Annotated in this window: 22 protein-coding genes; 19 read left to right on the top strand and 3 right to left on the bottom strand. The window is 66.5% G+C overall.

What is annotated here, in order from left to right; all coding sequences use genetic code 11:
• Window positions 1–11 precede the first annotated feature (11 nt).
• The 14 genes from ftsW to JQT59_RS25015 all read left to right on the top strand — a co-directional run bounded on the left by ftsW (window position 12) and on the right by JQT59_RS25015 (window position 15,931).
• Window positions 12–1,403 carry a putative lipid II flippase FtsW gene (ftsW, locus tag JQT59_RS25080; protein WP_213578068.1) on the top strand — a complete coding sequence of 464 codons (1,392 nt, stop codon included), beginning with the start codon at window positions 12–14 and terminating at the stop codon, window positions 1,401–1,403.
• Window positions 1,400–2,548, top strand: coding sequence for an undecaprenyldiphospho-muramoylpentapeptide beta-N-acetylglucosaminyltransferase (murG, locus tag JQT59_RS25075; protein WP_213572415.1), 1,149 nt, complete (start codon window positions 1,400–1,402; stop codon window positions 2,546–2,548). Before ftsW ends, murG begins: the two co-directional genes overlap by 4 nt.
• Window positions 2,545–4,053 carry a UDP-N-acetylmuramate--L-alanine ligase gene (murC, locus tag JQT59_RS25070; protein ID WP_213572414.1) on the top strand — a complete coding sequence of 503 codons (1,509 nt, stop codon included), beginning with the start codon at window positions 2,545–2,547 and terminating at the stop codon, window positions 4,051–4,053. The genes murG and murC overlap by 4 nt, the downstream gene beginning before the upstream one ends.
• Window positions 4,054–4,280: 227 nt before the next feature.
• Window positions 4,281–4,922 carry a cell division protein FtsQ/DivIB gene (locus JQT59_RS25065; RefSeq protein ID WP_213578066.1) on the top strand — a complete coding sequence of 214 codons (642 nt, stop codon included), beginning with the start codon at window positions 4,281–4,283 and terminating at the stop codon, window positions 4,920–4,922.
• Between the two features lie 212 nt (window positions 4,923–5,134).
• On the top strand, window positions 5,135–6,331 hold the full coding sequence (gene ftsZ, locus JQT59_RS25060) for a cell division protein FtsZ (RefSeq protein ID WP_109329280.1): 1,197 nt from the start codon (window positions 5,135–5,137) through the stop codon (window positions 6,329–6,331).
• Window positions 6,328–7,071 (top strand): peptidoglycan editing factor PgeF, encoded by a 744-nt coding sequence (gene pgeF, locus JQT59_RS25055; protein WP_109329282.1) that lies wholly within the window; start codon window positions 6,328–6,330, stop codon window positions 7,069–7,071. Before ftsZ ends, pgeF begins: the two co-directional genes overlap by 4 nt.
• A gap of 30 nt (window positions 7,072–7,101) precedes the next feature.
• Entirely contained in the window at window positions 7,102–7,998 is an 897-nt protein-coding gene (locus JQT59_RS25050; RefSeq protein ID WP_213572413.1) for a YggS family pyridoxal phosphate-dependent enzyme, read from the top strand.
• 110 nt (window positions 7,999–8,108) lie between these two features.
• On the top strand, window positions 8,109–8,786 hold the full coding sequence (locus JQT59_RS25045) for a cell division protein SepF (protein WP_159921727.1): 678 nt from the start codon (window positions 8,109–8,111) through the stop codon (window positions 8,784–8,786).
• 186 nt (window positions 8,787–8,972) lie between these two features.
• Window positions 8,973–9,275, top strand: coding sequence for a YggT family protein (locus JQT59_RS25040; protein ID WP_005247609.1), 303 nt, complete (start codon window positions 8,973–8,975; stop codon window positions 9,273–9,275).
• Window positions 9,276–9,377: 102 nt separating this feature from the next.
• Window positions 9,378–10,223 carry a DivIVA-like cell division protein Wag31 gene (gene wag31 / locus JQT59_RS25035; protein ID WP_159921729.1) on the top strand — a complete coding sequence of 282 codons (846 nt, stop codon included), beginning with the start codon at window positions 9,378–9,380 and terminating at the stop codon, window positions 10,221–10,223.
• Between the two features lie 49 nt (window positions 10,224–10,272).
• Window positions 10,273–10,488, top strand: coding sequence for a hypothetical protein (locus tag JQT59_RS25030; protein ID WP_213572412.1), 216 nt, complete (start codon window positions 10,273–10,275; stop codon window positions 10,486–10,488).
• Between the two features lie 271 nt (window positions 10,489–10,759).
• Complete coding sequence (gene ileS, locus JQT59_RS25025; RefSeq protein WP_213572411.1) at window positions 10,760–13,894, top strand: isoleucine--tRNA ligase; 3,135 nt, start codon at window positions 10,760–10,762, stop codon at window positions 13,892–13,894.
• 31 nt (window positions 13,895–13,925) lie between these two features.
• A complete protein-coding gene (locus JQT59_RS25020) occupies window positions 13,926–15,275 on the top strand; it encodes a DNA polymerase IV (protein WP_455431403.1) in 1,350 nt (449 codons plus the stop codon).
• A 155-nt stretch (window positions 15,276–15,430) separates the two neighbouring features.
• The gene (locus JQT59_RS25015) at window positions 15,431–15,931 is read left to right on the top strand and encodes a WKL family lipoprotein (RefSeq protein ID WP_213572410.1); all 501 of its coding nucleotides are present in this window, start codon (window positions 15,431–15,433) and stop codon (window positions 15,929–15,931) included.
• Between the two features lie 98 nt (window positions 15,932–16,029).
• Here the strand turns inward: JQT59_RS25015 and JQT59_RS25010 are convergent, their stop codons facing one another.
• Both JQT59_RS25010 and JQT59_RS25005 read right to left on the bottom strand, forming a co-directional pair.
• Entirely contained in the window at window positions 16,030–16,773 is a 744-nt protein-coding gene (locus JQT59_RS25010) for a sensor domain-containing protein (protein WP_213572409.1), read from the bottom strand.
• Window positions 16,773–17,726 carry a hypothetical protein gene (locus JQT59_RS25005; protein ID WP_213572408.1) on the bottom strand — a complete coding sequence of 318 codons (954 nt, stop codon included), beginning with the start codon at window positions 17,724–17,726 and terminating at the stop codon, window positions 16,773–16,775. The genes JQT59_RS25010 and JQT59_RS25005 overlap by 1 nt, the downstream gene beginning before the upstream one ends.
• Window positions 17,727–17,777: 51 nt before the next feature.
• On the opposite strand from JQT59_RS25005, the gene lspA reads away from it, so the two are divergent.
• From lspA to dnaE, 5 genes are all read left to right on the top strand, one after another.
• Complete coding sequence (gene lspA / locus JQT59_RS25000) at window positions 17,778–18,374, top strand: signal peptidase II (RefSeq protein WP_201453562.1); 597 nt, start codon at window positions 17,778–17,780, stop codon at window positions 18,372–18,374.
• 14 nt (window positions 18,375–18,388) lie between these two features.
• The gene (locus JQT59_RS24995; protein WP_201453613.1) at window positions 18,389–19,297 is read left to right on the top strand and encodes an RluA family pseudouridine synthase; all 909 of its coding nucleotides are present in this window, start codon (window positions 18,389–18,391) and stop codon (window positions 19,295–19,297) included.
• Window positions 19,269–19,976, top strand: coding sequence for a hypothetical protein (locus JQT59_RS24990; protein WP_249353822.1), 708 nt, complete (start codon window positions 19,269–19,271; stop codon window positions 19,974–19,976). Before JQT59_RS24995 ends, JQT59_RS24990 begins: the two co-directional genes overlap by 29 nt.
• Window positions 19,973–20,890 (top strand): EamA family transporter RarD, encoded by a 918-nt coding sequence (gene rarD, locus JQT59_RS24985; protein WP_213572407.1) that lies wholly within the window; start codon window positions 19,973–19,975, stop codon window positions 20,888–20,890. Before JQT59_RS24990 ends, rarD begins: the two co-directional genes overlap by 4 nt.
• A gap of 98 nt (window positions 20,891–20,988) precedes the next feature.
• Window positions 20,989–24,525, top strand: coding sequence for a DNA polymerase III subunit alpha (gene dnaE, locus JQT59_RS24980; RefSeq protein ID WP_213572406.1), 3,537 nt, complete (start codon window positions 20,989–20,991; stop codon window positions 24,523–24,525).
• 1 nt (window position 24,526) lies between these two features.
• Here the strand turns inward: dnaE and JQT59_RS24975 are convergent, their stop codons facing one another.
• Entirely contained in the window at window positions 24,527–24,766 is a 240-nt protein-coding gene (locus JQT59_RS24975) for a hypothetical protein (protein WP_213572405.1), read from the bottom strand.
• Between the last annotated feature and the right edge of the window lie 132 nt (window positions 24,767–24,898).

The raw sequence follows: 24,898 nt of genomic DNA, 5'->3' as shown, positions 1-24,898 counted from the left end.
CCCGCACCCGGATCGGTGCGTGGCTGGCCAGACCACTGGCGTCGTTCCACCTTGTCGTGACCATCGCGTTTCTGCTCACGGTGCTGGGGCTGGTAATGGTGCTGTCGTCGTCGAGCGTCGAGGCGTATGCCAGCGACGGCTCGGCCTACACGCTGTTCACCCGGCAAACAATCTTCGCCGGCGTCGGCATGATCCTGTTCTTCGTCGCGTTGCGCATCCCGGTACGGGTGATGCGCGCGCTGTCCTTTCCCGCCTTCGCGGCAACGATCGTTCTTCTGGTTCTGGTGCTCATACCCGGTATCGGAACGGTGTCGCAGGGCACCCGGGGATGGTTCGTCGTCGGCGGTGTTTCGCTGCAGCCGGCCGAGTTGACGAAGATTGCGCTCGCCATCTGGGGTGCGCACATCTTGGCGTCACGCCGGAGCGACCTGGTCGGGATCCGCGACATGCTGGTCCCACTCGTTCCCGCGGCGCTGTTGGCGTTCGTGCTCATCATCTTGCAGCCCGACCTCGGAACGACGGTTTCGTTGGCCATCATCTTGATGGCCTTGCTGTGGTTTGCAGGTCTGCCGCTCAAGTTGTTCCTGAGCATCGTGGGAACCGGTCTCGCCGGGGTGGTCGTTCTCGCTCTCACAGCCGGTTACCGTTCGGCGAGGGTCCGGGCCTTCTTCAATCCGGACGAGGATCCGCAGGGTATCGGTTATCAGTCACGCCAGGCGATGTACTCGCTGGCCGACGGCGGAATTCTCGGGCGTGGACTGGGGCAGAGTCGCGCGAAGTGGAGTTATCTCCCCAACGCGCACAACGACTTCATTTTCGCCATCATCGGTGAGGAACTGGGCTTCCTGGGTGGTGCCGCCGTGCTGGGGCTCTTCGGGTTGTTCGTGTACACGGGGCTGCGCATCGCCGCACGATCGGCCGATCCCTTCCTGCGCTTGCTCACGGGTACGGCAACGGTGTGGATCACCGGTCAGGCATTCATCAATGTGGGGTACGTCATCGGGCTGCTCCCCGTCACCGGACTGCAGTTGCCGCTCGTGTCCGCCGGGGGAACGTCGACAGCTACGACGCTGTTCATGTTCGGCGTGGTGGCGAACGCGGCCCGGCACGAGCCGGAGGCGATAGCGGCGCTGCATTCGGGTCAGGACGGCCGCTTCGGGCGAATGCTGCGTCTTCCGAAGCCCGAGGCATATTCACCGGTGCGGGCGGACGCTGCCCGGGCGGAGGCGGTGCGACGGGCCGAGGCACGGCGGCAGGCCGGACGCGAGATGGCAGCCCGCACCCGGAGCATCACATACGACAAGGGCCGCGCGGAACGCGGCAATGCCCGCACACCCGACCGCGGTGTGCGCCAGCAGCGAAGCTCGGGTGGCCGAGCAGGAGAGCGAGGATTTCGTAGGTGAGCGGCGAGAAGCCCACTCTGTCGGTGATCGTGGCCGGTGGTGGAACCGCCGGACACATCGAACCGGCTCTGGCGGTGGCCGATGCGATCAAGGCGATCGACGGGGATGTAGTGGTGACGGCGCTGGGGACGGCGCGCGGTCTCGAAACCACTCTGGTTCCGGAGCGCGGTTATCCGCTGAAACTCATTCCGCCGGTGCCACTTCCCCGCAAACCCACCCTCGACCTGCTGCGGCTCCCGCGCCGGGTGCTGCATTCGGTTCGGCGTACCCGTGCGGTGATGGACGAGACCGGGGCAGACGTGATCGTCGGTTTCGGCGGTTACGTCGCTCTTCCGGCGTACCTGGCCGCGGGTGCCGGTCTACTTCGGCGGCGACGCAGAATCCCGATCGTGGTGCACGAGGCGAACGCGAGCGCGGGCATCGCCAACAAGATCGGCGCTCGCCGTGCTGCACGGGTCCTCGCGGCTGTGGCAGGTTCCGGTGTGAAGGCGCGCGGCCGGGCGGAGGCCGAGATCGTCGGTATACCGGTGCGGGCATCCATCACCGGTCTCGACCGGGCGGGATTGCGCAGTGAGGCTCGGGCCCACTTCGGGCTTCCCGCCGACGGACCGGTGTTGCTCGTGTTCGGTGGGTCGCAGGGTGCGCGTTCCCTCAACGAGGCGGTGTCGGGGGCGGCGGAGTCGCTCGCGGCGGCAGGGATCGCCGTCCTGCACGCACACGGTCCGAAGAACACCCTGGACGTCCCCGACTCCGCAGGCGGTCCGCCCTACGTGGCGGTCCCGTACCTGTCGCGGATGGATCTGGCGTATTCGGCTGCCGACGCGGTGATCTGCCGATCGGGTGCGATGACGGTCGCGGAGGTGTCGGCCGTGGGTCTCCCCGCGCTGTATGTGCCGTTGCCGCACGGTAACGGTGAGCAAGAACTCAATGCGCGGCCAGTCGTCGAAGCGGGAGGTGGGATGATTGTCCGTGACGGCGACCTGACCGCCGCCTTCGTCGCGGACACCGTGATCCCGCTGCTGCGCGACCCCGTGCGGCTCGCGGACATGGGGCGGCGCGCGGCGGGAGCGGGTCACCGTAGCGCAGCCGCCGAGGTTGCGCAGATTGTTCTCGACGTGGCCGCGCTGACGAAGGAAACCCGATGACCGACCTGCCCGCGCACCTCGAACGTGTCCACATGGTGGGGATCGGTGGCGCCGGAATGTCCGGGATCGCCCGGATCCTGCTGGCCCGAGGGGGCCAGGTGTCCGGATCCGACGCCAAGGAGAGCCGCGGCGTGCTGGCCCTCCGCGCTCGCGGCGCGAACGTGCGCATCGGCCACGACGCCAGCGCACTCGATCTCTTGCCCGGTGGACCCACCGTGGTCGTCACCACGCACGCCGCCATCCCGAAGGACAACCCGGAACTGGTCGAGGCCGCGCGGCGCGGCATCCCCGTGATTCTGCGCCCGGCGGTGCTCGCATCGTTGATGCACGGTCACCGGACCCTGCTCGTCTCGGGCACCCACGGTAAGACGTCGACGACGTCGATGCTCGTGGTGGCGCTCCAGCATTGTGGTTTCGACCCCTCCTTCGCGGTGGGCGGTGAGCTGAACGAAGCCGGGACCAACGCTCATCACGGCAGCGGTGACGTGTTCGTCGCCGAGGCCGACGAGAGTGACGGTTCGCTTCTCCAGTACGACCCCGATGTCGTCGTCGTCACCAACGTCGAGGCCGACCATCTCGACTATTTCGGGAGCCCGGAGGCATATACCCAGGTTTTCGACGATTTCGCCGATCGGCTCTCGCCCGGCGGGCTCCTCGTCACCTGTCTCGACGATCCCGGTTCGGCGGCGCTCGCGTCACGGGTGAGCGCGCGGAACCTCCCCGGTGTGCGAGTGGTCGGCTACGGCAGCGCAGAGTCGTCCGCCGCTTCGTTCGACTCCGTCGACGGAATCGAGGTCGGTGCCCGGCTGCTGAGTTTCGAGGCCAGAGATGTGGGGGGAGTGCTGCAGTTCCAGCTGGCCGGTGAGCGGAGTCCGCGGACCATCCGGATGGGTGTCCCGGGACGGCACATGGCACTCAACGCGCTGGCCGCACTTCTCGCTGCCCGCGAGGCCGGTGCCGACGTCGACGAGATACTCGAAGGAATCGCCGGTTTCGGCGGTGTACACCGCCGGTTCCAGTTCACCGGTCGTGAGCGTGGCGTTCGGGTGTTCGACGACTATGCGCACCATCCCACCGAAGTACGTGCGGTGCTCGGCGCCGCCGCGGATCTGGTGCGCCAGCCGCACGAGGCGGATCGGCAAGAATCCGAGGAATCGGTCCGCCGGGGCAAAGTGATCGTCGTGTTCCAGCCACATCTCTATTCGCGGACAGCAACTTTCGCGGAAGAGTTCGGGCATGCTCTCGATCTCGCCGACGAGGTCGTGGTGCTCGACGTGTACGGGGCGAGGGAGGAACCCATGCCCGGTGTCAGTGGCGCCCTGGTCGCACTGTCGGTGACCAAGCCGGTGCACTATCAGCCCGACCTGTCGCAGGCGCCGCGTCAGGTGGCGGGGTTGGCAGAACCCGGTGACGTCGTGATCACGATGGGTGCCGGTGACGTCACGATGCTCGGAAACCAGATTCTCGACGCGCTGCGCGCGGCCCCACACAACGCCTCCCGATGAGCCGGGAGCGCCGAGGTCGCCCGGAACGGCCGGATCGCCCGGTTCGCCGCGACACCCAGCGCAGTCCGCGGCCCGGTGGCGCCTCCGCGCGTAGTTCCGGCACCAGGACTGGGTCGCGCCGGACGCCGCCGGGCGGTGACCCGTCCACTCGCAGACCGCGCGGATCGGCCGCAGCATCTCCGGATGTGGAGCAGGAGCCTGGGCGGCCGTGGCATCGCAGGCCGGCGGTGACCGGTCTGATCGGTGTCGCGGTGGTCGTGGCGCTCGGTCTGGTGGCCTGGTTCACGCCGCTGTTATCGGTGCGGTCCACCGATGTCGCGGGTGCCACGACCATTCCCGAGGAACAGATTCGACAGGTACTCGCCGTGCCGCAGGGGCAGCCACTGCTGCGCGTCGACACCGTGGCGGCCGCGCAACGGGTTGCCGCGATCCCCAAGGTGGCTACCGCCCGCGTGCAGAGAATGTATCCGTCCACCATCCGGGTCACGGTGACCGAACGCGTGCCGGTCGTGTTCGTCGATACTCCCGACGGCACGCATCTTCTGGACGCCGACGCTGTCGACTACGAGATCGCGCCACCGCCTCCCGGCGTTCCTCGCCTGGTGACCGACACTCCCGGGTGGGGCGATCCCAGTACCGCGGCTGCGCTCGAGGTGCTCGAGTCGATGCCGCCGCAATTGCGCGGGCAGGTGGGTGAGGTTGCGGCCGAATCCATTTCGGACATCTCGGTGACGCTGCTCGACGGCCGCGTCGTGGTGTGGGGCGGCACGGAGAAGTCCGAACGCAAAGCGGCGGTCACCTTGCCCCTGCTGACTCAGCCCGGGCAGACGTACGACGTGTCGAGTCCTGATCTCCCGACGGTGCGGTAGGGGAATGGAATTCGGAGGCGGCTGTCCGCGAGCGAGTTCGTCAAATAACTGGGCGAGTCTCGGCGCGCCTAATGGCGTATCCCGATGACGGTGCATAGCGTTTCGCTCTAGTCGAGCACTTGACATAACCGTAACCCTATGGTTCAGGTTGAGAGTTTACCCCGACTGATTTGTACGAAAGCGTGATACACCCTCATGGAAGGCGAGAGCCGATGACGCCCCCGCACAACTACCTCGCCGTAATAAAGGTCGTCGGCATCGGCGGCGGCGGCGTGAACGCAGTCAACCGGATGATCGAGCAGGGACTCAAGGGAGTCGAGTTCATTGCCGTCAACACCGACGCGCAAGCGCTGCTGATGAGTGATGCCGACGTCAAGCTCGACGTCGGCCGCGAACTCACCCGCGGGCTCGGAGCCGGCGCGGATCCCGAAGTCGGCCGCAAGGCCGCAGAAGACCACAAGGACGAGATCGAGGAAGTGCTCAAGGGCGCCGACATGGTGTTCGTCACGGCCGGTGAGGGCGGTGGTACGGGTACCGGTGGCGCCCCCGTCGTCGCGAGTATCGCGCGCAAGCTCGGGGCCCTCACCGTCGGTGTGGTGACCCGGCCCTTCTCGTTCGAGGGCAAGCGTCGCGGCGGTCAGGCGGACACCGGCATCCAGTCGCTGCGCGAATCGTGCGACACCCTCATCGTCATCCCGAACGACCGCCTTCTCCAGCTCGGTGACGCCGCGGTGAGCCTCATGGATGCGTTCCGCAGCGCCGACGAAGTCCTCCTCAACGGTGTTCAGGGGATCACCGACCTCATCACCACCCCGGGTCTGATCAATGTCGACTTCGCCGACGTCAAGGGCGTCATGTCCGGGGCCGGCAGCGCGCTGATGGGCATAGGGTCCTCGCGCGGTGAGGGGCGTGCCATCAAGGCTGCCGAGTCCGCGATCAACTCACCTCTCCTCGAAGCATCGATGGAGGGTGCGCGCGGCGTCCTGCTGTCGATCGCGGGTGGCAGCGACCTCGGACTGTTCGAGATCAACGAGGCCGCCTCGCTCGTCCAGGAAGCGGCGCACATCGATGCCAACATCATCTTCGGCACCGTGATCGACGACTCGCTGGGTGACGAGGTGCGGGTCACCGTCATCGCCGCCGGATTCGACGGCGGCACGCCTGCCCGTCGTCCGGTCGAGTCCACCGCCGCCGGCCGCAGCGCCATCGGGGCCGGACGCGCGGGTGAAGTGAACCAGGGCGCGGAGCCGCAGGGCGGTGAGCCGATGTCCGTGACACGCGAGACGATCAGCTCGCACAGCGCGAGCAGTCTGCCTCCTTTGTCCGGAAACGGCTCTTCCCGGCCCGTGCCGGTGTCCGACGAGGAGGGCGAAGACGACGTCGACGTGCCCTCCTTCATGCGTCGTTGACTTCGCCGTCGGGTCCCGGATTCCGGGTTCGCCGCGTCGTCACCGCACGTGCGGGTGGGCACTCCGTCGGACCGTACGAGTCCTTCAATCTGGGTGACCACGTGGGGGACGACCCCGGCGCGGTAGAGGCCAACCGTCGTCGGCTGGCCGACAAGATCGGTGTTCCGTTCGACCACCTGATCTGGATGGAACAGATCCACAGTCGCACGGTGACGGTGGTCGACAGACCTACCGATACGGCTGTGCCGGCAACAGACGCGTTGGTGACCACGGTCCCGGGTTTGGCGCTGGCCACACTCAGCGCCGACTGTGTGCCCGTCCTGCTCTCCGACGAGGAGGCGGGCGTCATCGCGGCCGTGCACGCCGGGCGGATCGGTGCACGCATCGGTATCGTCCCCCGGGTTCTCGAGGTGATGGTGGAGCAGGGCGCCCGGATCGGACGGATCGGTGCCTTCCTCGGCCCGGCCGCGAGTGGACGCCAGTACGAGGTTCCCGCCGCGATGCAGGCGGATGTCGAAAAGTACCTTCCCGGCAGTGCCACCCGCACGGTGAAGGGGACTCCCGGTCTCGACCTGCGGGCCGGCATCCGCAGGCAACTGCTCGACGCGGGAGTGTCGGGTGTCGCCGAGGATCCGCGCTGCACCATCGAGGACCGGACCCTCTTCAGTCATCGGCGGGAGGCACCGACCGGCCGGCTCGCAGCGGTTATCTGGATGGATACTGGGCAGGGCGGCAGGTAGGCGCGCGAGAGGGTGTGGGAGTTGACGGCGATGGATCGTGTGCCGGAGGTGAGCGGAGCGGGTGACCGTGTTCCGGAGGCGAGCGGAGCGGGCGACCGTGTTCCGGAGGCGAGCGGAGCGGGCGACCGTGTTCCGGAGGCGAGCGGAGCGGGCGACCGTGTTCCGGAGGCGAGCGGAGCGGGCGACCGTGTTCCGGAGGCGAGCGATCGTGTCGCGCAGATCTCGGGTGCGCTCGGGGCTGTCCGCGAGCGGTTGGATGCGGCGTGCCGTGCGGCGGGACGTGAACCCTCGGAAGTGACGCTCCTCCCGGTCACCAAGTTTTTCCCGGAGTCCGATGCCCGCATCCTCTATGAACTCGGTTGCCGCGAGTTCGGTGAGTCGCGGGAGCAGGAAGCGACCGCGAAGATCGGCGAGTTCCGCGCCCGAGTTCCGGACCCGGCGGTGCGGTGGCACATGATCGGCCACCTGCAACGCAACAAGGCCCGGGCGATCGCTCAGTGGGCGTACGCAATTCACTCGGTGGACAGCGAGCGACTGGTCGGCGCGCTCGGTAAGGCAGCGACCGCTGCCGTCGAGGCGGGAGAACGCACGGAGCCGCTCCGGGTTTTGCTCCAGGTCAGCCTCGACGGTGATCCCCAGCGTGGCGGCGCTGTGGTGGGCGATCTCGAAAACCTTGCGGCGCAGGTTCGGTCGGCTCCACACCTCGAATTCCGGGGTTTGATGGCCGTCCCGCCGATCGAGGCCGACCCGGATGCGGCATTCGAGGAGCTGCACAACATTCACGCCCGGTTGTGCCTGGAGCATCCCGATGCGACGGAGCTCTCAGCGGGGATGACGAATGATCTCGAGCACGCTGTCCGACACGGGTCGACGTGCGTGCGTGTCGGAACCGCTCTGTTGGGCGCGAGGCCTATAACCTCGAAATGATCGCCGAGGCGAGCCTCGAAGGAAAGTCGGCTGGGTGATCGCCAACCCGTCCACACCGCTGCGACCGGTCGTAGCGGGATCCTGTCCGCCGCGCCAAGGAAGGTCGATCAATGAGCAGTCTGCACAAGTTCAAGGCTTACTTCGGCATGGTTCCCCTCGACGACTACGAGGACGAGTACCTGGACGAGCCGGAGCCTGCGCGCAGGCCTGCACGCCCGGTACGGGACGGTGGACGTGATCCGTATCTCGACCGCGACGACCGGGACTTCGCCGAGCCTTCGTTCAGCAAGGCGGCGTATGCCCCGGGTAGGCGCGACGATCTCGACGACGAGTTCGACCGCTACGAAGGCCCGCGGCACGCGTCGCGGGTCGAGCCTGTGGCTGTGCGTTCGGCGCGCCCCGGCGTGAGTGGGTCGGTCCGGGGAAGCACCCGCGGTGCGCTCGCTGTCGATACTCGATCCGAGCGGGTGGAAAGCCGCCGCGGACCTCTCTTCGACGAGGGCGGTCCGCTCTCGAAGATCACGACGCTGCGGCCCCGCGACTACAGCGAGGCGCGCACCATCGGTGAGCGGTTCCGCGACGGCACCCCGGTCATCATGGACCTCGTGGAGATGAGCAACGCCGACGCGAAGCGTCTCGTCGACTTCGCGGCGGGCCTGGCGTTCGCCTTGCGGGGCTCCTTCGACAAGGTGGCAACGAAGGTGTTCTTGCTCTCACCTGCCGACATCGACGTCTCGGCCGAGGAGCGCCGCCGGATCGCCGAGACGGGCTTCTACAGTCAGAAGTAGCACGGCGTGCAGCAGACATAGGCACTGCGGGCAGCAGACATAGGCGAAGCGGTCAGAGAGAACCGAAGGGCGATCATCGGGATCAGGGCGGTCGGACATCACGCGGGCTGCGATGGCTGAGGTGCAGAGTGCCCTGGCCAGGCGGCCCGTTTTGATAGACCGAACTGTTTCAGGCAGAGTGAAGGTGTGGCCTTGTTCTCGGTGATCTATTTGATACTGTTCGTTTTCTGGCTGCTTCTCATCGGCAGAATCATCGTCGAGTTCGTACGGACCTTCGCTCGGGACTGGCGGCCGACCGGCGTCGTGGTCGTCATTCTCGAGGCGATATTTACGGTCACAGATCCGCCGGTCAAGCTGCTGCGGCGGTTGATCCCCCCGATAAATCTCGGCGGGGTGCGGTTGGATCTATCCATCATGGTCTTGCTGTTCATCGTCTTCATCCTGATGTCGATCGTTCAGGGGCAAGCGCGTGCTACGGGTCTGGTGTGACAGAATGGACCCCATTGATCCAGTGTTGGTTCACCGTTACGTAGACTGCGCTGTAACTGAATGCTTGCTAGACCGCCAAATGACGCGTGAAGGGATCCTTCCATGCCGCTGACTCCAGCTGATGTGCACAATGTCGCGTTCAGCAAGCCGCCGATCGGTAAGCGGGGCTACAACGAAGATGAGGTCGATGCGTTTCTCGACCTTGTCGAGCAAGAGTTGTCGCGCCTGATCGAGGAGAACGCCGACCTTCGGCAGCGAGTGGGTGAGCTCGACAAGGAACTCGCCGATGCGAAGAAGGCCCCGCGTCCGTCCGGCGCAGCATCAACACCTGCGCCCAAGGCGGAGCCCGCTCGTGTCGTCGAGCAGCCCAAGGCGCCGGCGCCCGCACCGGCCCCGGCCGCTGCGGCTCCGCAGGCGGCACCGCAGGGAGCGGACGCTCACATGCAGGCCGCCAAGGTGCTCGGGCTCGCCCAGGAGATGGCCGATCGTCTCACCAGCGATGCGAAGACCGAATCCGAGCAGCTCCTCGGCAATGCTCGCACCAATTCGGAGCAGCTGGTCAGCGACGCGCGGCAGCGTTCGGAATCGATGATCGCGGATGCTCGGCAGAAGTCCGAGGCGCTGATCACGGACGCGCAGACCCGTTCCGAGACCCAGCTGCGGCAGGCCAAGGAGAAGGCCGACGCACTGCAGGCCGACGCGGAGAAGAAGCACACCGAAATCATGGCGACGATCAACCAGCAGCGGTCGGTGCTGGAGGGTCGTATCGAGCAGCTCAAGACCTTCGAGCGTGAATACCGCGTGCGGCTGAAGTCGTACCTGGAGTCGCAGCTCGAGGAGCTGGAGCAGCGGGGTTCCGCCGTTCCGGTGGACGGTGGTCAGGATTCGTTCGCGCAGGGCGGATCGCAGTCGAATTACAGCCAGTCCTACGCCAAGGGCAATAGCTGACTGAGCGTGCGGTAGTTGCCCAGCCAGCGGCCCGGATAGAGGTTGAGCCGTGCTGGTCGTGACACTCGTTCTTGCAGCCGTGGGGTTCGCCCTCCTGGTGGTCGCTCTGATGACCGGTTCGGTCATCTGGGCCTGGGGATGCATCGTGGTGTGCGTCGCGGGTGCGGTGCTGCTGCTGATCAGTGCCCTCGCGGGCAGGCGGACGGCAGCGGTGTCCGGCCGCGGTACCGATTCAGTTCCGCCCACCGACCCGTCGAGTGACTGACCGCGCCGGTTTCCCCACGGCGAGGACGACTACACTACGTAGAGCGAGCAATTTCAGATAGCGAGACAACCACGGCGTCGATCCGGCCATCACCGGGGAGCCTTCGGAAGAACGGCCGTACGCGGGCTCAGTAGAACCGAACGGGTGGGCCCGTCACAGCCCGCTAGTGAGAGGCACTCCTCGGAGTGCAAGCGGGGTGGTACCGCGGTGGTGACGCAGGAGGCGTCCCCGTCGTCCCCGTGCCGAGTACGTCAGGCACGAGGAGATCGCGGTGAGCACCACCAGTAACGTCACCAGCACCAACGAGTCCTACCCGAAGGTCGATTACGGCGTTCCGCAGGATGCGGGCGTCAAGTTCCCTCAGGTGGAGCAGCGTGTGCTCGCAGGGTGGGACGAGGACGACACATTCCGGGCGTCCGTGACACAGCGTGAAGGTGCCGAGGAATTCGTCTTCTACGACGGCCCGCCGTTCGCCAACGGTCTTCCGCACTACGGTCACCTGTTGACCGGGTATGTCAAAGACCTCATCCCACGTTTTCAGACCATGCGCGGCAAGAAGGTCGAGCGCCGGTTCGGCTGGGACTGCCACGGCCTTCCGGCCGAACTCGAGGCGGAGAAGCAGCTCGGCATCAAGGACAAGTCCGAGATCGACGTCATGGGTCTCGAGAAGTTCAACGAGTACTGCAAGTCCTCGGTTCTGCGATACACCGACGAGTGGCGCAACTATGTCACCCGTCAGGCCAGGTGGGTCGACTTCGACAACGATTACAAGACCCTGGACCTCGACTTCATGGAGTCGGTCATGTGGGCCTTCAAGGAGTTGTTCGACAAGGGGCTGATCTACCAGGGTTTCCGTGTGCTGCCGTACAGCTGGTACGAGCAGACGCCGCTGTCTAATCAGGAGACCCGACTCGACGACGCGTACAAGATGCGTCAGGACCCGGCCGTCACCGTCGACATGCCGCTGCGCGGTGAGGGCCCGCTGGATGGCGCGAACGCGATCATCTGGACCACGACGCCGTGGACTCTGCCGTCCAACCTCGCGATCGCGGTGCACCCCGACATCGACTACGTGCAGGTGTCGGGTCTCGACGGGAAACGCTATGTGCTCGCCCGCGATCGTCTGGGCCACTACGCGCGGGAACTCGGGGACTCGCCGGACGTGCTGTCCGAGCACACGGGGGCCGACCTCATCGGACTGCACTACGACCCGCCGTTCGACTTCTTCGCCGGTCACGAGAACGCGCATCGCGTCATCTCGGCCGACTACGTCACCACCGAGTCCGGTACCGGAATCGTGCACATGGCCCCGGCTTTCGGTGAGGAGGACTACGACTACTGCCTCCGCAACGGCATCGAATTGGTCCAGCCGCTCGACGCGGGTGGCAAGTTCACGTCGATGGTGCCGCCCTACGAGGGGCTTCAGGTGTTCGACGCGAACCCTGCGATCATCAAGGACCTCAAGGCTGCTGGAAAGTTGCTGCGGCACGAGACGATTGAGCACTCGTATCCGCACAGCTGGCGCAGCGGGCAGCCGCTCATCTACATGGCGGTCCCGTCGTGGTTCGTTGCGGTCACCAAGTTCCGCGATCGCATGGTGGAACTGAACCAGGAGATCACCTGGGTGCCGGAGCACATCCGCGACGGACAGTTCGGCAAGTGGCTCGAGGGTGCCCGAGACTGGAACATCAGCCGTAACCGGTACTGGGGCAGCCCCATCCCGGTGTGGGTCTCCGACGACCCGGCCTATCCGCGGACCGACGTGTACGGCTCGCTCGACGAACTCGAGCGCGACTTCGGGGTGCGGCCGACGGATCTGCATCGGCCGATGATCGACGACCTGGTGCGCCCGAACCCGGACGACCCGACCGGGAAGTCGATGATGCGGCGTGTCCCCGAGGTCCTCGACTGCTGGTTCGAGTCCGGCTCGATGCCGTACGCGCAGGTGCACTACCCGTTCGAGAACCGTGAGTGGTTCGACGGCCACTTCCCGGGCGATTTCATCGTCGAGTACAACGGGCAGACCCGCGGCTGGTTCTACACGCTGCACGTGCTGGCGACGGCGCTGTTCGATCGTCCCGCCTTCAAGACCGTTGCGGCTCACGGCATCGTCCTGGGTGAAGACGGACTGAAGATGAGCAAGTCCAAGGGCAACTACCCGGACGTGAAGGAGGTGTTCGAGCGGGACGGCTCGGACGCCATGCGCTGGTTCCTCATGTCCTCGCCGATCCTGCGCGGCGGGAACCTCGTCGTCACCGAACAGGGCATCCGCGAGGGTGTCCGGCAGGCGCTGCTGCCGCTGTGGAACGCGTGGAGTTTCCTGCAGCTGTACGCGCCGACGTCCGGTGAGTGGCGCACGGATTCGACGAACGTCCTGGACCGGTACATCCTCGCGAAGCTGGCCGGAACCCGGGACGCCATCACCGGCGCGCTCGAGACGAACGACATCGCCGGGGCGTGTGACGAACTGCGCACGTTCTGCGACGCGCTGACGAACTGGTATGTGCGGCGGTCGCGTTCGCGCTTCTGGGACGAGGACAAGGACGCCGTCGACACCCTCCACACGGTGCTCGAGGTGGTCACCCGGCTCGCCGCTCCGTTGCTGCCCCTGATCAGCGAGGTCATCTGGCGGGGACTGACCGGCGGACGGTCCGTGCATCTTGCGGACTGGCCGGCCCACGGTCAGCTGCCGGCGGATGCGGAGTTGGTGTCGGCGATGGACGAGGTGCGGTCGGTGTGCTCGACGGTGCTGGGACTGCGGAAGGCCCAGAACCTGCGGGTGCGGCTGCCGCTGCCGGAGGTGACGGTGGCCGCGGACGACGCCGAGCGTCTGCGCCCCTACCTGGGACTGATCGCCGACGAGGTGAATGTGAAGAAGGTCGACCTCACGACGGATGTGGACGTGCACGGCCGTTTCGAGCTCGTCGTCAACGCGCGTGCCGCGGGGCCGCGCCTGGGCAAGGACGTGCAGACCGTGATCAAGGCCGTGAAGGCCGGTGACTGGTCGGAGAACTCGGACGGCGTCGTCACCGCGGCGGGGATCGAGTTGCTGCCGGAGGAGTACACGCAGCGGCTGGTCGCCGCCGAACCGGAGTCGACGGCAGCCCTGCCCGACGGGGCCGGCCTGGTGGTCCTCGACTCCGCCGTCACCGAGGAACTCGAAGCCGAGGGCTGGGCGAAGGACCGCATCCGTGAGTTGCAGGATGCGCGCCGGGCGGCGGGCCTCGACGTGTCGGACCGGATCACCGTGGTGCTCGAGGTCCCGGCCGAACGGCGGGACTGGGCACGTGCTCACCGCGACCTGATCGCGGGCGAGATCCTCGCTGTCGAGCTCGAACTCGCCGAGGCGCCCGCCGACGCGGTCGAGCTCGGTGAGGGTGTGCGGGCGGCCATCTCGAAGGTGTGATCTGTCGGACCGCGCGGGTAGGTTGCACCAGGTGAGTCGTCGATGGGTGCTGCACCTCGACATGGATGCCTTCTTCGCCTCCGTGGAGCAGCTCACCCGGCCGACGCTGCGTGGCCGCCCGGTGCTCGTCGGTGGACTCGGCGGTCGCGGGGTGGTCGCCGGGGCCAGTTACGAGGCGCGGGTGTTCGGTGCCCGTTCCGCGATGCCGATGCACCAGGCCCGGCGGCTCGTCGGGCCCGGTGCCGTCGTATTGCCACCGCGCGGCCGGCTGTACGGGATGTTGAGCAAGTCCGTGTTCGATGCGCTGCGTGGCCCCATGCCCGTGCTCGAGCAGCTGTCGATGGACGAGGCGTTCGGCGAACCGGCGGAGCTGGCGGGGGCGGATCCGGCCACTGTCCGCCGGTACTGCGAGGGACTGCGCGCCCTGGTCTTCGAAGAATCCGGACTGGTCGCGTCGATCGGTGCGGGATCCGGCAAGCAGGTGGCGAAGATCGCGTCCGGTCTTGCCAAGCCGAATGGAATCACCGTCATCGCGCCGGAGGAGCAGCAGGAGTTGCTCGACGGGTTGCCTGTGCGGAAGTTGTGGGGCATAGGTCCCGTCGCCGAGGACAAGCTCAAACGCCTCGGCATCGAGACGATCGGAAGTTTTGCGCGCACTCCCGAAGCCGAGGTGGCCTCCATTCTCGGCACCACGATCGGCCCGGGCCTGCACCGGCTGGCGCGGGGGATCGACAATCGGCCCGTCGCCGAGCGGGCCGAGTCGAAACAGGTCAGTGCCGAGACCACCTATGCCACCGACATCGTCACCCTCGCGGAGCTGCGGGGAGCGGTCGAGTCGAGTGCGGGTTCCGCCTTCGCGCGCCTGCAGAAGGACGGCCGCGCGGCCCGGACGGTGGTGCTCAAGCTGAAGAAGGCGGACATGAGCATCGTCACCCGGTCGGTCACCTTGCCCTACGCCACCCTGGACCGTCCCACCCTTGTTGCCGCGGCTCAGCGGCAGGTGATCGACCCTCTCGAGCTCGGTCCCGTGCGCCTTGTCGGGGTCGGCTTCGCCGGTCTGTCGACGGTGCGGCAAGGTTCGCTGTTCCCCGAACTGGATCTGGACGTGCCCGGCTATCCGGACTCGGCGGCGACGCGAAACGAAGGCGGCGACGCGGTGTCGCCCGGGCAGCCGATCCCGGCACGCGAACCCGATCGACGATGGCATCCGGGTCTGGATGTGAGGCACCCCGACTTCGGGCACGGGTGGGTCCAGGGGGCGGGGCACGGTGTCGTGACCGTCCGATTCGAAACGCGCACAACAGGTCCCGGCGTAGCCCGCACCTTCAAGGAGAACGACGAGCACCTCGAGCACGCGGGAGTGGAAGGCTCCCTCGCCTGAGGCTCCGGCCTGGCTGGGACGGAGTGGAGGGTGGCTCGGCGAGAAGGTAGCCTCGGGGGCTGGTGCTTACCCTTGGGTAATGTTGCCCCAGGATGCAGCACTTCGATGCTGAGTTCGCCCGAGAACGAACACCCGAGAATGAAGAGGTTATTCAGTTGAAGCTTCGTAAGATCACGGTTGCCGCAGTAGCGATCGCCGCAGCCCTCACGATGTCCGCCTGTGGTTCGGACGACAGCGACACGGCGACCAAGACCACGACCACCACGACTTCCGCAGCCGAGACCTCGGAAGCCATCGAGGTGCCCACCGCCGCCGAACTCAACGCTCTGCTCGTCAAGGGTCTCGACCCCAACACGCCCCTCGAGGAGAAGTCGGCCATGGTCGAGGGCTCCGAGCAGGATCCTCAGCTGATCAACCAGGTCGCCGCCGCAGCCAAGGCGAACAACGCCGAGGTCACCGTGCTCGACCCGGTCATCGACAACGGCGACGGCACCGCCAGTGGCCAGCTGCAGCTGATTGTCAACGGCCAGGTTCAGCAGGGTGGTCTGCCCGCGATCTTCATCCCGGGCGAGAACGGCGAATGGAAGCTGTCGAAGGTCACCGCGTGCCAGATCGTGTCGCTCGCGCAGCTGACCTCGCCGGCGTGCCCCGCCTGATCGAAGACATTCCGGTCCCGACGGACCGATAGAGATGAGGTGCCGATGCCGGCGTCCCTTTCACGGGACGCCGGCATCGGTCGTTTCGAGTCGGCCGCTCAGCTGGCAGGCGCGGACGCGAGCTTGCCCACGGCGGCGTGCGTCATGTCCTCGAAGACACCCTCGTCGATCGGCTCCTGCCCCGTGGCTACCAACTGGGTCACGGTGCTTCCGGTCATCGCGACGGCTACATCCGAGACGAGGCTGAAGCCGTCACTGGTGGTGACGAGCCGGAACCCGATCGACGCATCGCCCGCCGGTCGTCCGTCCCGGCCGCCGACCCGGTACTGCACGTCCACCCCGTCGGCGTCCGTGCCGGAGTAGCCGGTGCACTGGGCGAGGGTGGTCTGGATGTCGGTGAACGCCTGTGCCGCGTCGGCGGCCGTCGGGTAGCTCGCTGCATCTTGATCGACGGTCGTGAAGTTCGGGCCCTGAAACCAGGCGGACGCGGACGCGGCGGCGCCGGGATGCTGATCCGCAACGGGGGACAGGACGGCGCTGCACAGGGCCGGGTCGGTGCTCGACTGGTCGGACTGCGCAGCCTCGGAGGCCGGCGGGAGTCCGAGGTCCTCCTCGGGGTCGGCGACGGGGGAGAAGCCGACGGGAAGGTCACCGACGTCGATCAGTGCGGCCCGCAGCACAGCCGAATCGGTGAACGGAGCACCGGCGGCGCCGGGGGGCGCCGTGACCATCGGGCCGAGCGGTGCGAGGAACTCGTCGGGTCCCGGTTCGCCGTCTGCGGCCGACGAGCACGCCGACACTGCGAGGGCTGTCAGTACGGCAGCGACGGCACTAACGCGCATCAGGATCCCCACTGCACCCGGTTCGAGGTGGTCTGCCGCAGAAGGGTGGCGCCTTCCGGGTCACTGTATTGCTGCTCACCGGACACGGTCACCGTCCCGGCGACTGGCAGCGGAAGGCCGAGATCGACGGTCGTGGTGCCCGCCCCCCGCATGACGTACTGGTCGACGTTGAGGGTCCCCGCCTCACCGGGGAGCTGCCAGATCGGTGACTGCGGTGTCTGGTCGACGGTGTAGTCGATGGTCACCCGGTTCCCGTCGCGGGCGGTGAGGGTGGCGACAGTGGTTTGATCCAGGGCGATGCCGCTCATGACTTTCTGATGGATGGTCCACTGCGCTCCTATGCCGACGGGTTCGGCGGGGAAGGCGATCGTGCGGTACACGGCCTGATAGAACGCCTGCTCGATCGCTGAACGCGCTATGTCCTGCGATTCGGCCGCCGGACGGAGGCGAAGGGCGGTGATCGCGCCGGTCGAATCGAACGTGAAGCCGGCTCCGGATCCCTTGCTCGCTTCCAGGGCGCTCGCCAGGCGGGAGTCCGGGCTCGTCACGGCGCCCAGCGTGAGGTCGAGGGCGATGGCCCCGTCGGCGTCCTCGGTCGGGCGTGTGACCACCGCGGTGAGGGGCACCGTGATCTCGGGGGAGGAGAAGTCCTGGACCGGCTGATCGTCGATCCGCTGAAATACCTCGGCGCCCGTGGTGAGCTGCACCTGCTGGGCGACGTTTACCGCAGGCCGGCGCTGAAGCACCTCTCGCGGCTCGTCACCGGGCCGAGTCAGCCGGACGGTCGTCGCGGAGATGGGGACCGTCACCTCGGCGGTGGTCGACGTGGTTCCCGCGGGACCTGCCTGCGAGGAGTCGTCGTCACTTCCACAGCCCGCGGCCAGAGCGACCAGGGAGAGTGTTGCGGCGAGTAGAGAGGAACCGGGTCGCGAAGCTTTCGAGAACAGTGGCACGCCCCCAGGTTAGTGGGCACGGGAGCGCATGAACGGCGGCTTGCCCGCGTAGTGGATGATGGACGGGTGAGTCAAGACCCCGCGGCCGAGAACGACACCGCCGCCGAAGACCCGAACGACACCGACACGACCACCACCTCCGCGCCCGCGGCTGCACGGTATCAGCGCATGCGGTTGCTGTTCGTGATCGCCGGTGTCGTGCTGATCACCGACCTCGTGACCAAGGTGCTCGCCGTTGCCAGAATCGAGCCGGGGGAGTCGGTTCGGGTGATCGGCGACGTGGTCACGCTGCGTCTCGTGCGCAACCCGGGTGCCGCGTTCTCGATGGCCACGGGCATGACGTGGTTGCTCACGCTGGTGGCCGTCGGTGTGGTCATCGGGGTCGTGCGCATCGGACGGACTCTGCGGTCACCGTGGTGGGCGCTCGGTCTGGGACTCGTCCTCGGTGGCGCCCTGGGCAACCTCGTCGACCGCTTCTTCCGGGCACCGGGAGTGATGCAGGGGCACGTCGTCGACTTCGTCTCCGTCGGCTGGTGGCCGGTGTTCAATGTGGCCGACTCCGGCATCGTGTGCGGTGCGGTCTTACTCGTCGTGCTCACCCTGATAGGCCTGGAACCGGACGGAACTCGGAAGGTGGAGAAGAAGTGAGGGAAACTCGGTCGATGCCGGTCCCGGACGGGCTCGACTCGATGCGGGTCGACGCCGGCCTCGCGCGACTGCTCGGGCTCTCGAGGACCGCGGTCGCGCAGCTCACCGAGGACGGGTCGGTTCTCGTCGACGGAGCGCCCGTCGGAAAATCCGATCGACTCTCGGCCGGGACGTGGCTGGAGGTGGAACTCCCGGAGCCGCCGCGCCCGCTGACGATCGAGGCGGAACCCGTCGAGGGTATGGAAATTCTGTACGCCGACGACGACGTCGTCGCAGTCGACAAGCCGGTGGGTGTGGCCGCCCATGCCAGTGTGGGCTGGACCGGCCCCACGGTGATCGGCGGCCTGGCCGCCGCAGGTTTCCGGATTTCGACGTCGGGTGCGCACGAACGGCAGGGCATCGTCCATCGACTCGACGTCGGCACGTCGGGCGTGATGGTCGTGGCCACGTCCGAACGCGCCTACACGCTTCTCAAGCGCGCATTCAAACAGCGGACCATCGACAAGCGGTATCACGCCCTCGTGCAGGGCCACCCCGATCCGAGTAGCGGAACCATCGACGCACCGATCGGGCGGCATCGCAGCAACGACTGGAAGTTCACGGTCACCGCGGACGGCAAGCCCAGCATCACGCACTACGACACCGTGGAGGCGTTTCAGGCGGCGAGCCTGCTGGACATTCACCTCGAGACGGGACGGACCCACCAGATCCGCGTGCACTTCGCGGCTCTGCGGCATCCGTGCTGCGGTGACCTCACCTATGGCGCGGACCCCCGGCTGGCCGAACGGCTCGGTCTCGAGCGCCAGTGGTTGCACGCTCGATCGCTCGGCTTCGCGCATCCGGCGGACGGGCGGTGGGTGGAAATCACGTCCAAGTATCCGAAAGACCTCGAGGATGCTCTCGAGGTTCTCCGGTCCAGCTGAGGTGATCCGCGGCCGCCCGACCGGAGTCGCCGTCCCGGTCGGTGTCACCATCGCGGTGGTGTTGCTCCTGGTGATCGTGCTGGGAATCACCAATCCGGTTCGAGCCCCGCTCGTCACGTCAGATGCTCTCGGTCCGGACAACGGCGAAGTGGTGTCCGATTATGTGGCTCGTGCGGCCGGAACGCTGAAACAGCCACCCGGGAACGAGCACTGGGCCCTCGTGTCGTTCGCCCGGCCGGTGTCCTCCGGAACCGTGCTCGAGGTCGCGGCCACGGTGCGGGTGTCACAGCTGCTGTTCCGGCTTCCGCTCGACCGGGTCCAGACGCCGCTCGTTCCGGTGTCGGTCGCCTCGGGTGCCGCAGCGATCGAACGCGCACACGTCCTGGCGTCCGCCCGGGTCCAGCGCATGACCGGCGAGACGGTCCGGCAGGGGAACATTGCTGCGGTGTCCTCCCAGCAGTTCGCGCGCGACTGCGCCTGTGTGATCGGCATCGTGGTGCGCGGGGACCTCGACCGGTTGGGTGCACTGCGCTCGACCTCGGCGGTTCGCGCTGTCGAGGCGTTGCACGCCGACGCGGTGTTCGGGCGTTTCGCAGTCCGGCCTCTTCTGCCTGAGCAAGCCGAGACGGTCTCGCCCGGCCCTGACGACGGTGCGGTGGTATCCGGTGGTAGCCCGTGACAGCGCGGAAGGCGGAAACCGTCGGCGTGGCCTGCGGAGTCGGTGCCTACGCGCTCTGGGGTGCGTTTCCCGCGTTCTTCGGAATTCTCGGCCCGGCAGGGTCGGTCGAGATTCTCGCCCATCGGGTGGTGTGGACGCTTGCCCTGATGCTCGTGGTGCTGTGGGCTTCCGGGCGCATCCGCTCGCTGCGCGGACTCGGGGTGCGGACATGGCTCCTCGTCGCCGCGGCGTCGGCGTTGATCGCGATCAACTGGGGCACGTACATCTACGGCGTGACGTCGGACCGGGTGGTCGAGACTGCGCTCGGCTACTTCATCAACCCGCTGGTGAGCGTTCTGCTGGGTGTAGTGATCTTCCGGGAGCGTCTGGTGCCGGCGCAGATCGTGGCCCTCGCGCTCGCCGCCGCGGCGGTCGTCGTGATCACCGTCGACTACGGACATCCGCCGTACATCGCGCTCACCCTGGCGCTGTCCTTCGCGCTGTACGGGCTCTGTAAGAAGGTGATGCCTCTGGATCCGAGGACCAGTCTCACCGCCGAAGGCATCGTTGCGGGACCGATCGCGCTCGGCTACCTCGTCTACCTGTCGGTCATCGGCACCGGCACGTTCCTCGGGCACGGGCCAGGTCACAGCCTGCTCCTCATCGCCGCCGGCCCGGTAACCGCGCTTCCGCTGCTGCTGTTCGGCGCTGCCGCGCAGCGGGTGCCGCTGCGCACCCTCGGAATGTTGCAATACTTGACACCGGCCCTGCAGATGATGTGGGGCGTCGCCGTCCTGCACGAGGACATGCCGGCCTCCCGGTGGATCGGATTCGCGTTGATCTGGGTGGCACTTGCAATCTTCACTACCGATGCGCTGGTGCGTGTTCGGCGCGGGAGACGGTCAGCGCGATCGTCACAGGAGCCCGTCCAGTAACTCTCGTCACGAGTTCGCCGACACCCCGCCGCAGCGACGGGTGGTGTCGGTCCGAGGGCCTACACTCGTGAGGCTCCCAGACCTTCAGAGAGGCGCACGTGGCTGACTCGTTCGTACATCTGCACAATCACACCGAGTATTCGATGCTCGACGGTGCGGCCAAGGTCGGCCCCCTGTTCGAAGAGGCCGAGCGGTTGGGAATGACCGCGGTGGGAATGACCGACCACGGCAACATGTACGGTGCCAGCGAGTTCTACAACGTGGCGAAGAAGCAGGGCATCAAGCCGATCATCGGGATCGAGGCCTACGTTGCTCCCGAATCCCGTTTCAACACCAAAAGGGTTCTGTGGGGCGACCGCAGCCAGAAGTCCGACGACGTCTCCGGTAGCGGTGCGTACACCCACATGACGATGGTTGCGGAGAACGCCACCGGTCTGCGAAACCTGTTCAAGCTGTCCTCCCTCGCGTCGATCGAGGGGCAGCTCGGCAAGTGGGCGCGCATGGACGAGGAGCTGATCGCCACCTACCACGAGGGCATCATCGCCACCACCGGGTGCCCGTCCGGTGAAATCCAGACGCGCCTGCGGCTCGGTCACGACCGGGAGGCCCTCGAAGCCGCCGCGAAGTGGCAGGAGATCTGGGGCAAGGACAACTTCTTCCTCGAACTGATGGACCACGGTCTGTCGATCGAGCGGCGGGTCCGGGAGGGACTGCTCGAGATCAGCAAGAAACTCGACATTCCGCCGCTCGCCACCAACGACTGCCACTACGTCACCAAGGACGCCGCGGAGAACCACGAGGCCCTCCTTTGTATCCAGACCGGTAAGACACTGTCCGATCCCACCCGGTTCAAGTTCGACGGCGACGGCTACTACCTGAAGTCCGCCGCGGAGATGCGGGCATTATGGGATGACCAGGTGCCCGGCGCGTGCGACAACACGCTGCTGATCGCCGAGCGTGTCCAGTCGTACGACGACGTGTGGGCGCACCACGACCGGATGCCGATCTTCCCTGTTCCCGAGGGCGAGACGCAGGGCACCTGGCTGCGCAAGGAGGTCATGCGCGGACTGGACCGCCGGTTCCCCGACGGACCGCCCGAGGAGTACCTCGCCCGCGCCGATTACGAGATCGGCGTCATCCTCGAAATGGGTTTCCCGGCATACTTCCTCGTCGTCGGTGACCTGATCAACCACGCGCGTGAGGTGGGGATCCGCGTCGGTCCCGGCCGAGGTTCCGCCGCAGGGTCGCTCGTGGCGTACGCGATGGGTATCACCAATATCGATCCGATCCCGCACGGTCTGCTGTTCGAGCGGTTCCTCAACCCCGAACGCGTGTCTATGCCCGATATCGATATCGACTTCGACGACCGTCGGCGCGGTGAAATGGTGCGCTACGCCACCGACAAGTGGGGAAGCGACCGGGTGGCTCAGGTCATCACGTTCGGCACCATCAAGACGAAGGCGGCCATCAAGGACTCCGCCAGGGTCCAGTTCGGTCAGCCGGGATTCGCGATCGCCGATCAGATCACCAAGGCGCTGCCGCCGCCGATCATGGCCAAGGACATCTCGGTGTCGGGTATCACCGATCCGAATCACGAGCGGTACAAGGAAGCGGTGGAGGTTCGTGCCCTCATCGACTCCAACCCGGACGTCGCGAAGATCTACCAGACTGCCAAGGGTCTCGAAGGCCTGATCCGCAACGCGGGCGTCCACGCCTGCGCGGTGATCATGTCGTCCGAGCCGTTGATGGACGCCATTCCGGTGTGGAAGCGCGCCCAGGACGGCGCCATCATCACCGGTTGGGACTACCCCTCGTGTGAGGCCATCGGCCTCCTCAAGATGGACTTCCTCGGCCTTCGAAACCTCACCGTCATCGGTGATGCCATCGACAACATCAAGGCCAACCGAGGCATCGACCTCGACCTCGACACGCTACCGCTCGACGATCCGGCAACCTACGAATTGCTCTCGCGGGGTGACACTCTCGGTGTCTTCCAGCTCGACGGCAGCGCCATGAGGGATCTGCTGCGCCGCATGCAGCCCACCGGCTTCGAGGACATCGTCGCGGTGCTCGCGCTGTATCGGCCGGGCCCGATGGGCATGAACGCGCACAACGACTATGCCGACCGCAAGAACGGCCGCCAAGAGGTCAAGCCCATCCACCCGGAGCTCGAAGAGCCCCTGAAGGAGATTCTCGCCGACACCTACGGGCTGATCGTCTACCAGGAGCAGATCATGCAGATCGCTCAGAAGGTGGCCGGGTACTCGTTGGGGCAGGCCGACATTCTCCGTCGGGCCATGGGTAAGAAGAAACTCTCCGTGCTGGAGGAGGCGTACGCCGGGTTCCGCGAGGGCATGCTCGCCAACAACTTCTCCGAGCCGGCGATCAAGGCGTTGTGGGACACCATCCTCCCGTTCGCCGGCTACGCCTTCAACAAGTCCCACGCCGCCGGGTACGGACTGGTGTCGTTCTGGACGGGATATCTCAAGGCCAACTACCCCGCGGAGTACATGGCGGGCCTGCTCACCTCGGTGGGTGACGACAAGGACAAGGCCGCCATCTATCTCGCCGACTGCCGCAAGATGGGTATCACGGTGTTGCCGCCCGATGTGAACGAGTCGGAGGTCAATTTCGCCTCGGTCGGCGAAGACATCCGCTTCGGCATGGGAGCGGTGCGCAACGTCGGGGCCAATGTGGTCGCGTCGATCATCAAGGCCAGGAAGGAGAAGTCCAAGTTCGTCGACTTCTCGGACTACCTCAACAAGATCGACGCCGCAGCCTGCTCCAAGAAGGTCACCGAATCGTTGATCAAGGCGGGTGGGTTCGACTCGCTCGGCCATCCCCGCAAGGGACTCATGCTGGTCCATGCCGACGCGATCGACGCAGTGATGGGTACCAAGAAGGCGGAGGCCATCGGCCAGTTCGACCTGTTCGGGGGCGACGACGCCGACGAATCTATCTCGTCGGTGTTCAACGTCAAGATTCCCGACGAGGAATGGGACAGCAAGCATCGACTGGCGTTGGAACGCGAGATGTTGGGGCTCTACGTTTCGGGGCATCCACTCAACGGCGTCGAGCACGTCCTGTCCGCCCAGTCGGACACGGCGATTCCGACCATTCTCGAAGGCGATGTGAAGGACGGCACCCAGGTCACCGTCGGCGGTATTCTCGCCTCGGTCAACCGGCGGATCAACAAGAACGGTCTGACGTGGGCGTCGGCACAGCTCGAGGATCTGTCGGGCGGTATCGAGGTGCTGTTCTTCCCGCAGGCGTACTCGGTCTACGGGATGGACGTCACCGAGGATTCCGTCGTCCTCGTCAAGGGGCGGGTGTCTGTGCGTGACGACCGCATCTCACTTATCGCGAACGACCTTGCAGTGCCGGACCTTTCGGCCGTCGGTGTCGCCAAACCGCTGGCGGTGAGCCTCCCGTTGCGTCAGTGCACCAAAGACAAGCTGGGCGCACTCCGGCAGGTACTCACTCGGCACCCGGGAACCTCGGACGTGCATGTGCGGTTGATCGGTGGAACCGAGATCACGTTGTGGAAGGTCGACGACGTGCTGCGTGTCGAGCCGTCGTCGGCGTTGATGGGCGACCTCAAGGCGCTGCTCGGGCCCAGCTGTCTGTCGGTGTGACCTATTCGGGTGGGGCGTCGGGAAAGAGCCGGCGCACCCACCAGACCACCACTGCGACAGCGGCTGCGGTGAGGACGGCCACCGGCACGGCCTCGGTGATGATCAGAACGGCCAAAAAGACCAGCAATCCGACGGCGAGAGCTTCGAGTTTGTAGAGGGGCCACGCGGTACCTGCGAGATCGACGGTGCGGGGAGCCCGGCTGCTGGTGACGTGAGGGATCGGCGTGTCGGATGTCGTCATCGCGGGTTCACCTCGCTGTTCGTAGATCCGTGTGTGTCGATCAGGGTACGCGCAACTGGGAGTTCGGTCCAACGAACACTAGAGGTCGCGCTGTCGATTCGGAGCGTTCGGTGGCGCAGACCGGATGGTCGC

Source organism: Rhodococcus sp. USK13 (assembly GCF_018343855.1).
GTDB lineage: Bacteria > Actinomycetota > Actinomycetes > Mycobacteriales > Mycobacteriaceae > Rhodococcus_F > Rhodococcus_F oxybenzonivorans.
Note: the sequence above shows the minus strand (reverse complement) of the source record. Positions and strands in the feature narration are given on the sequence as shown.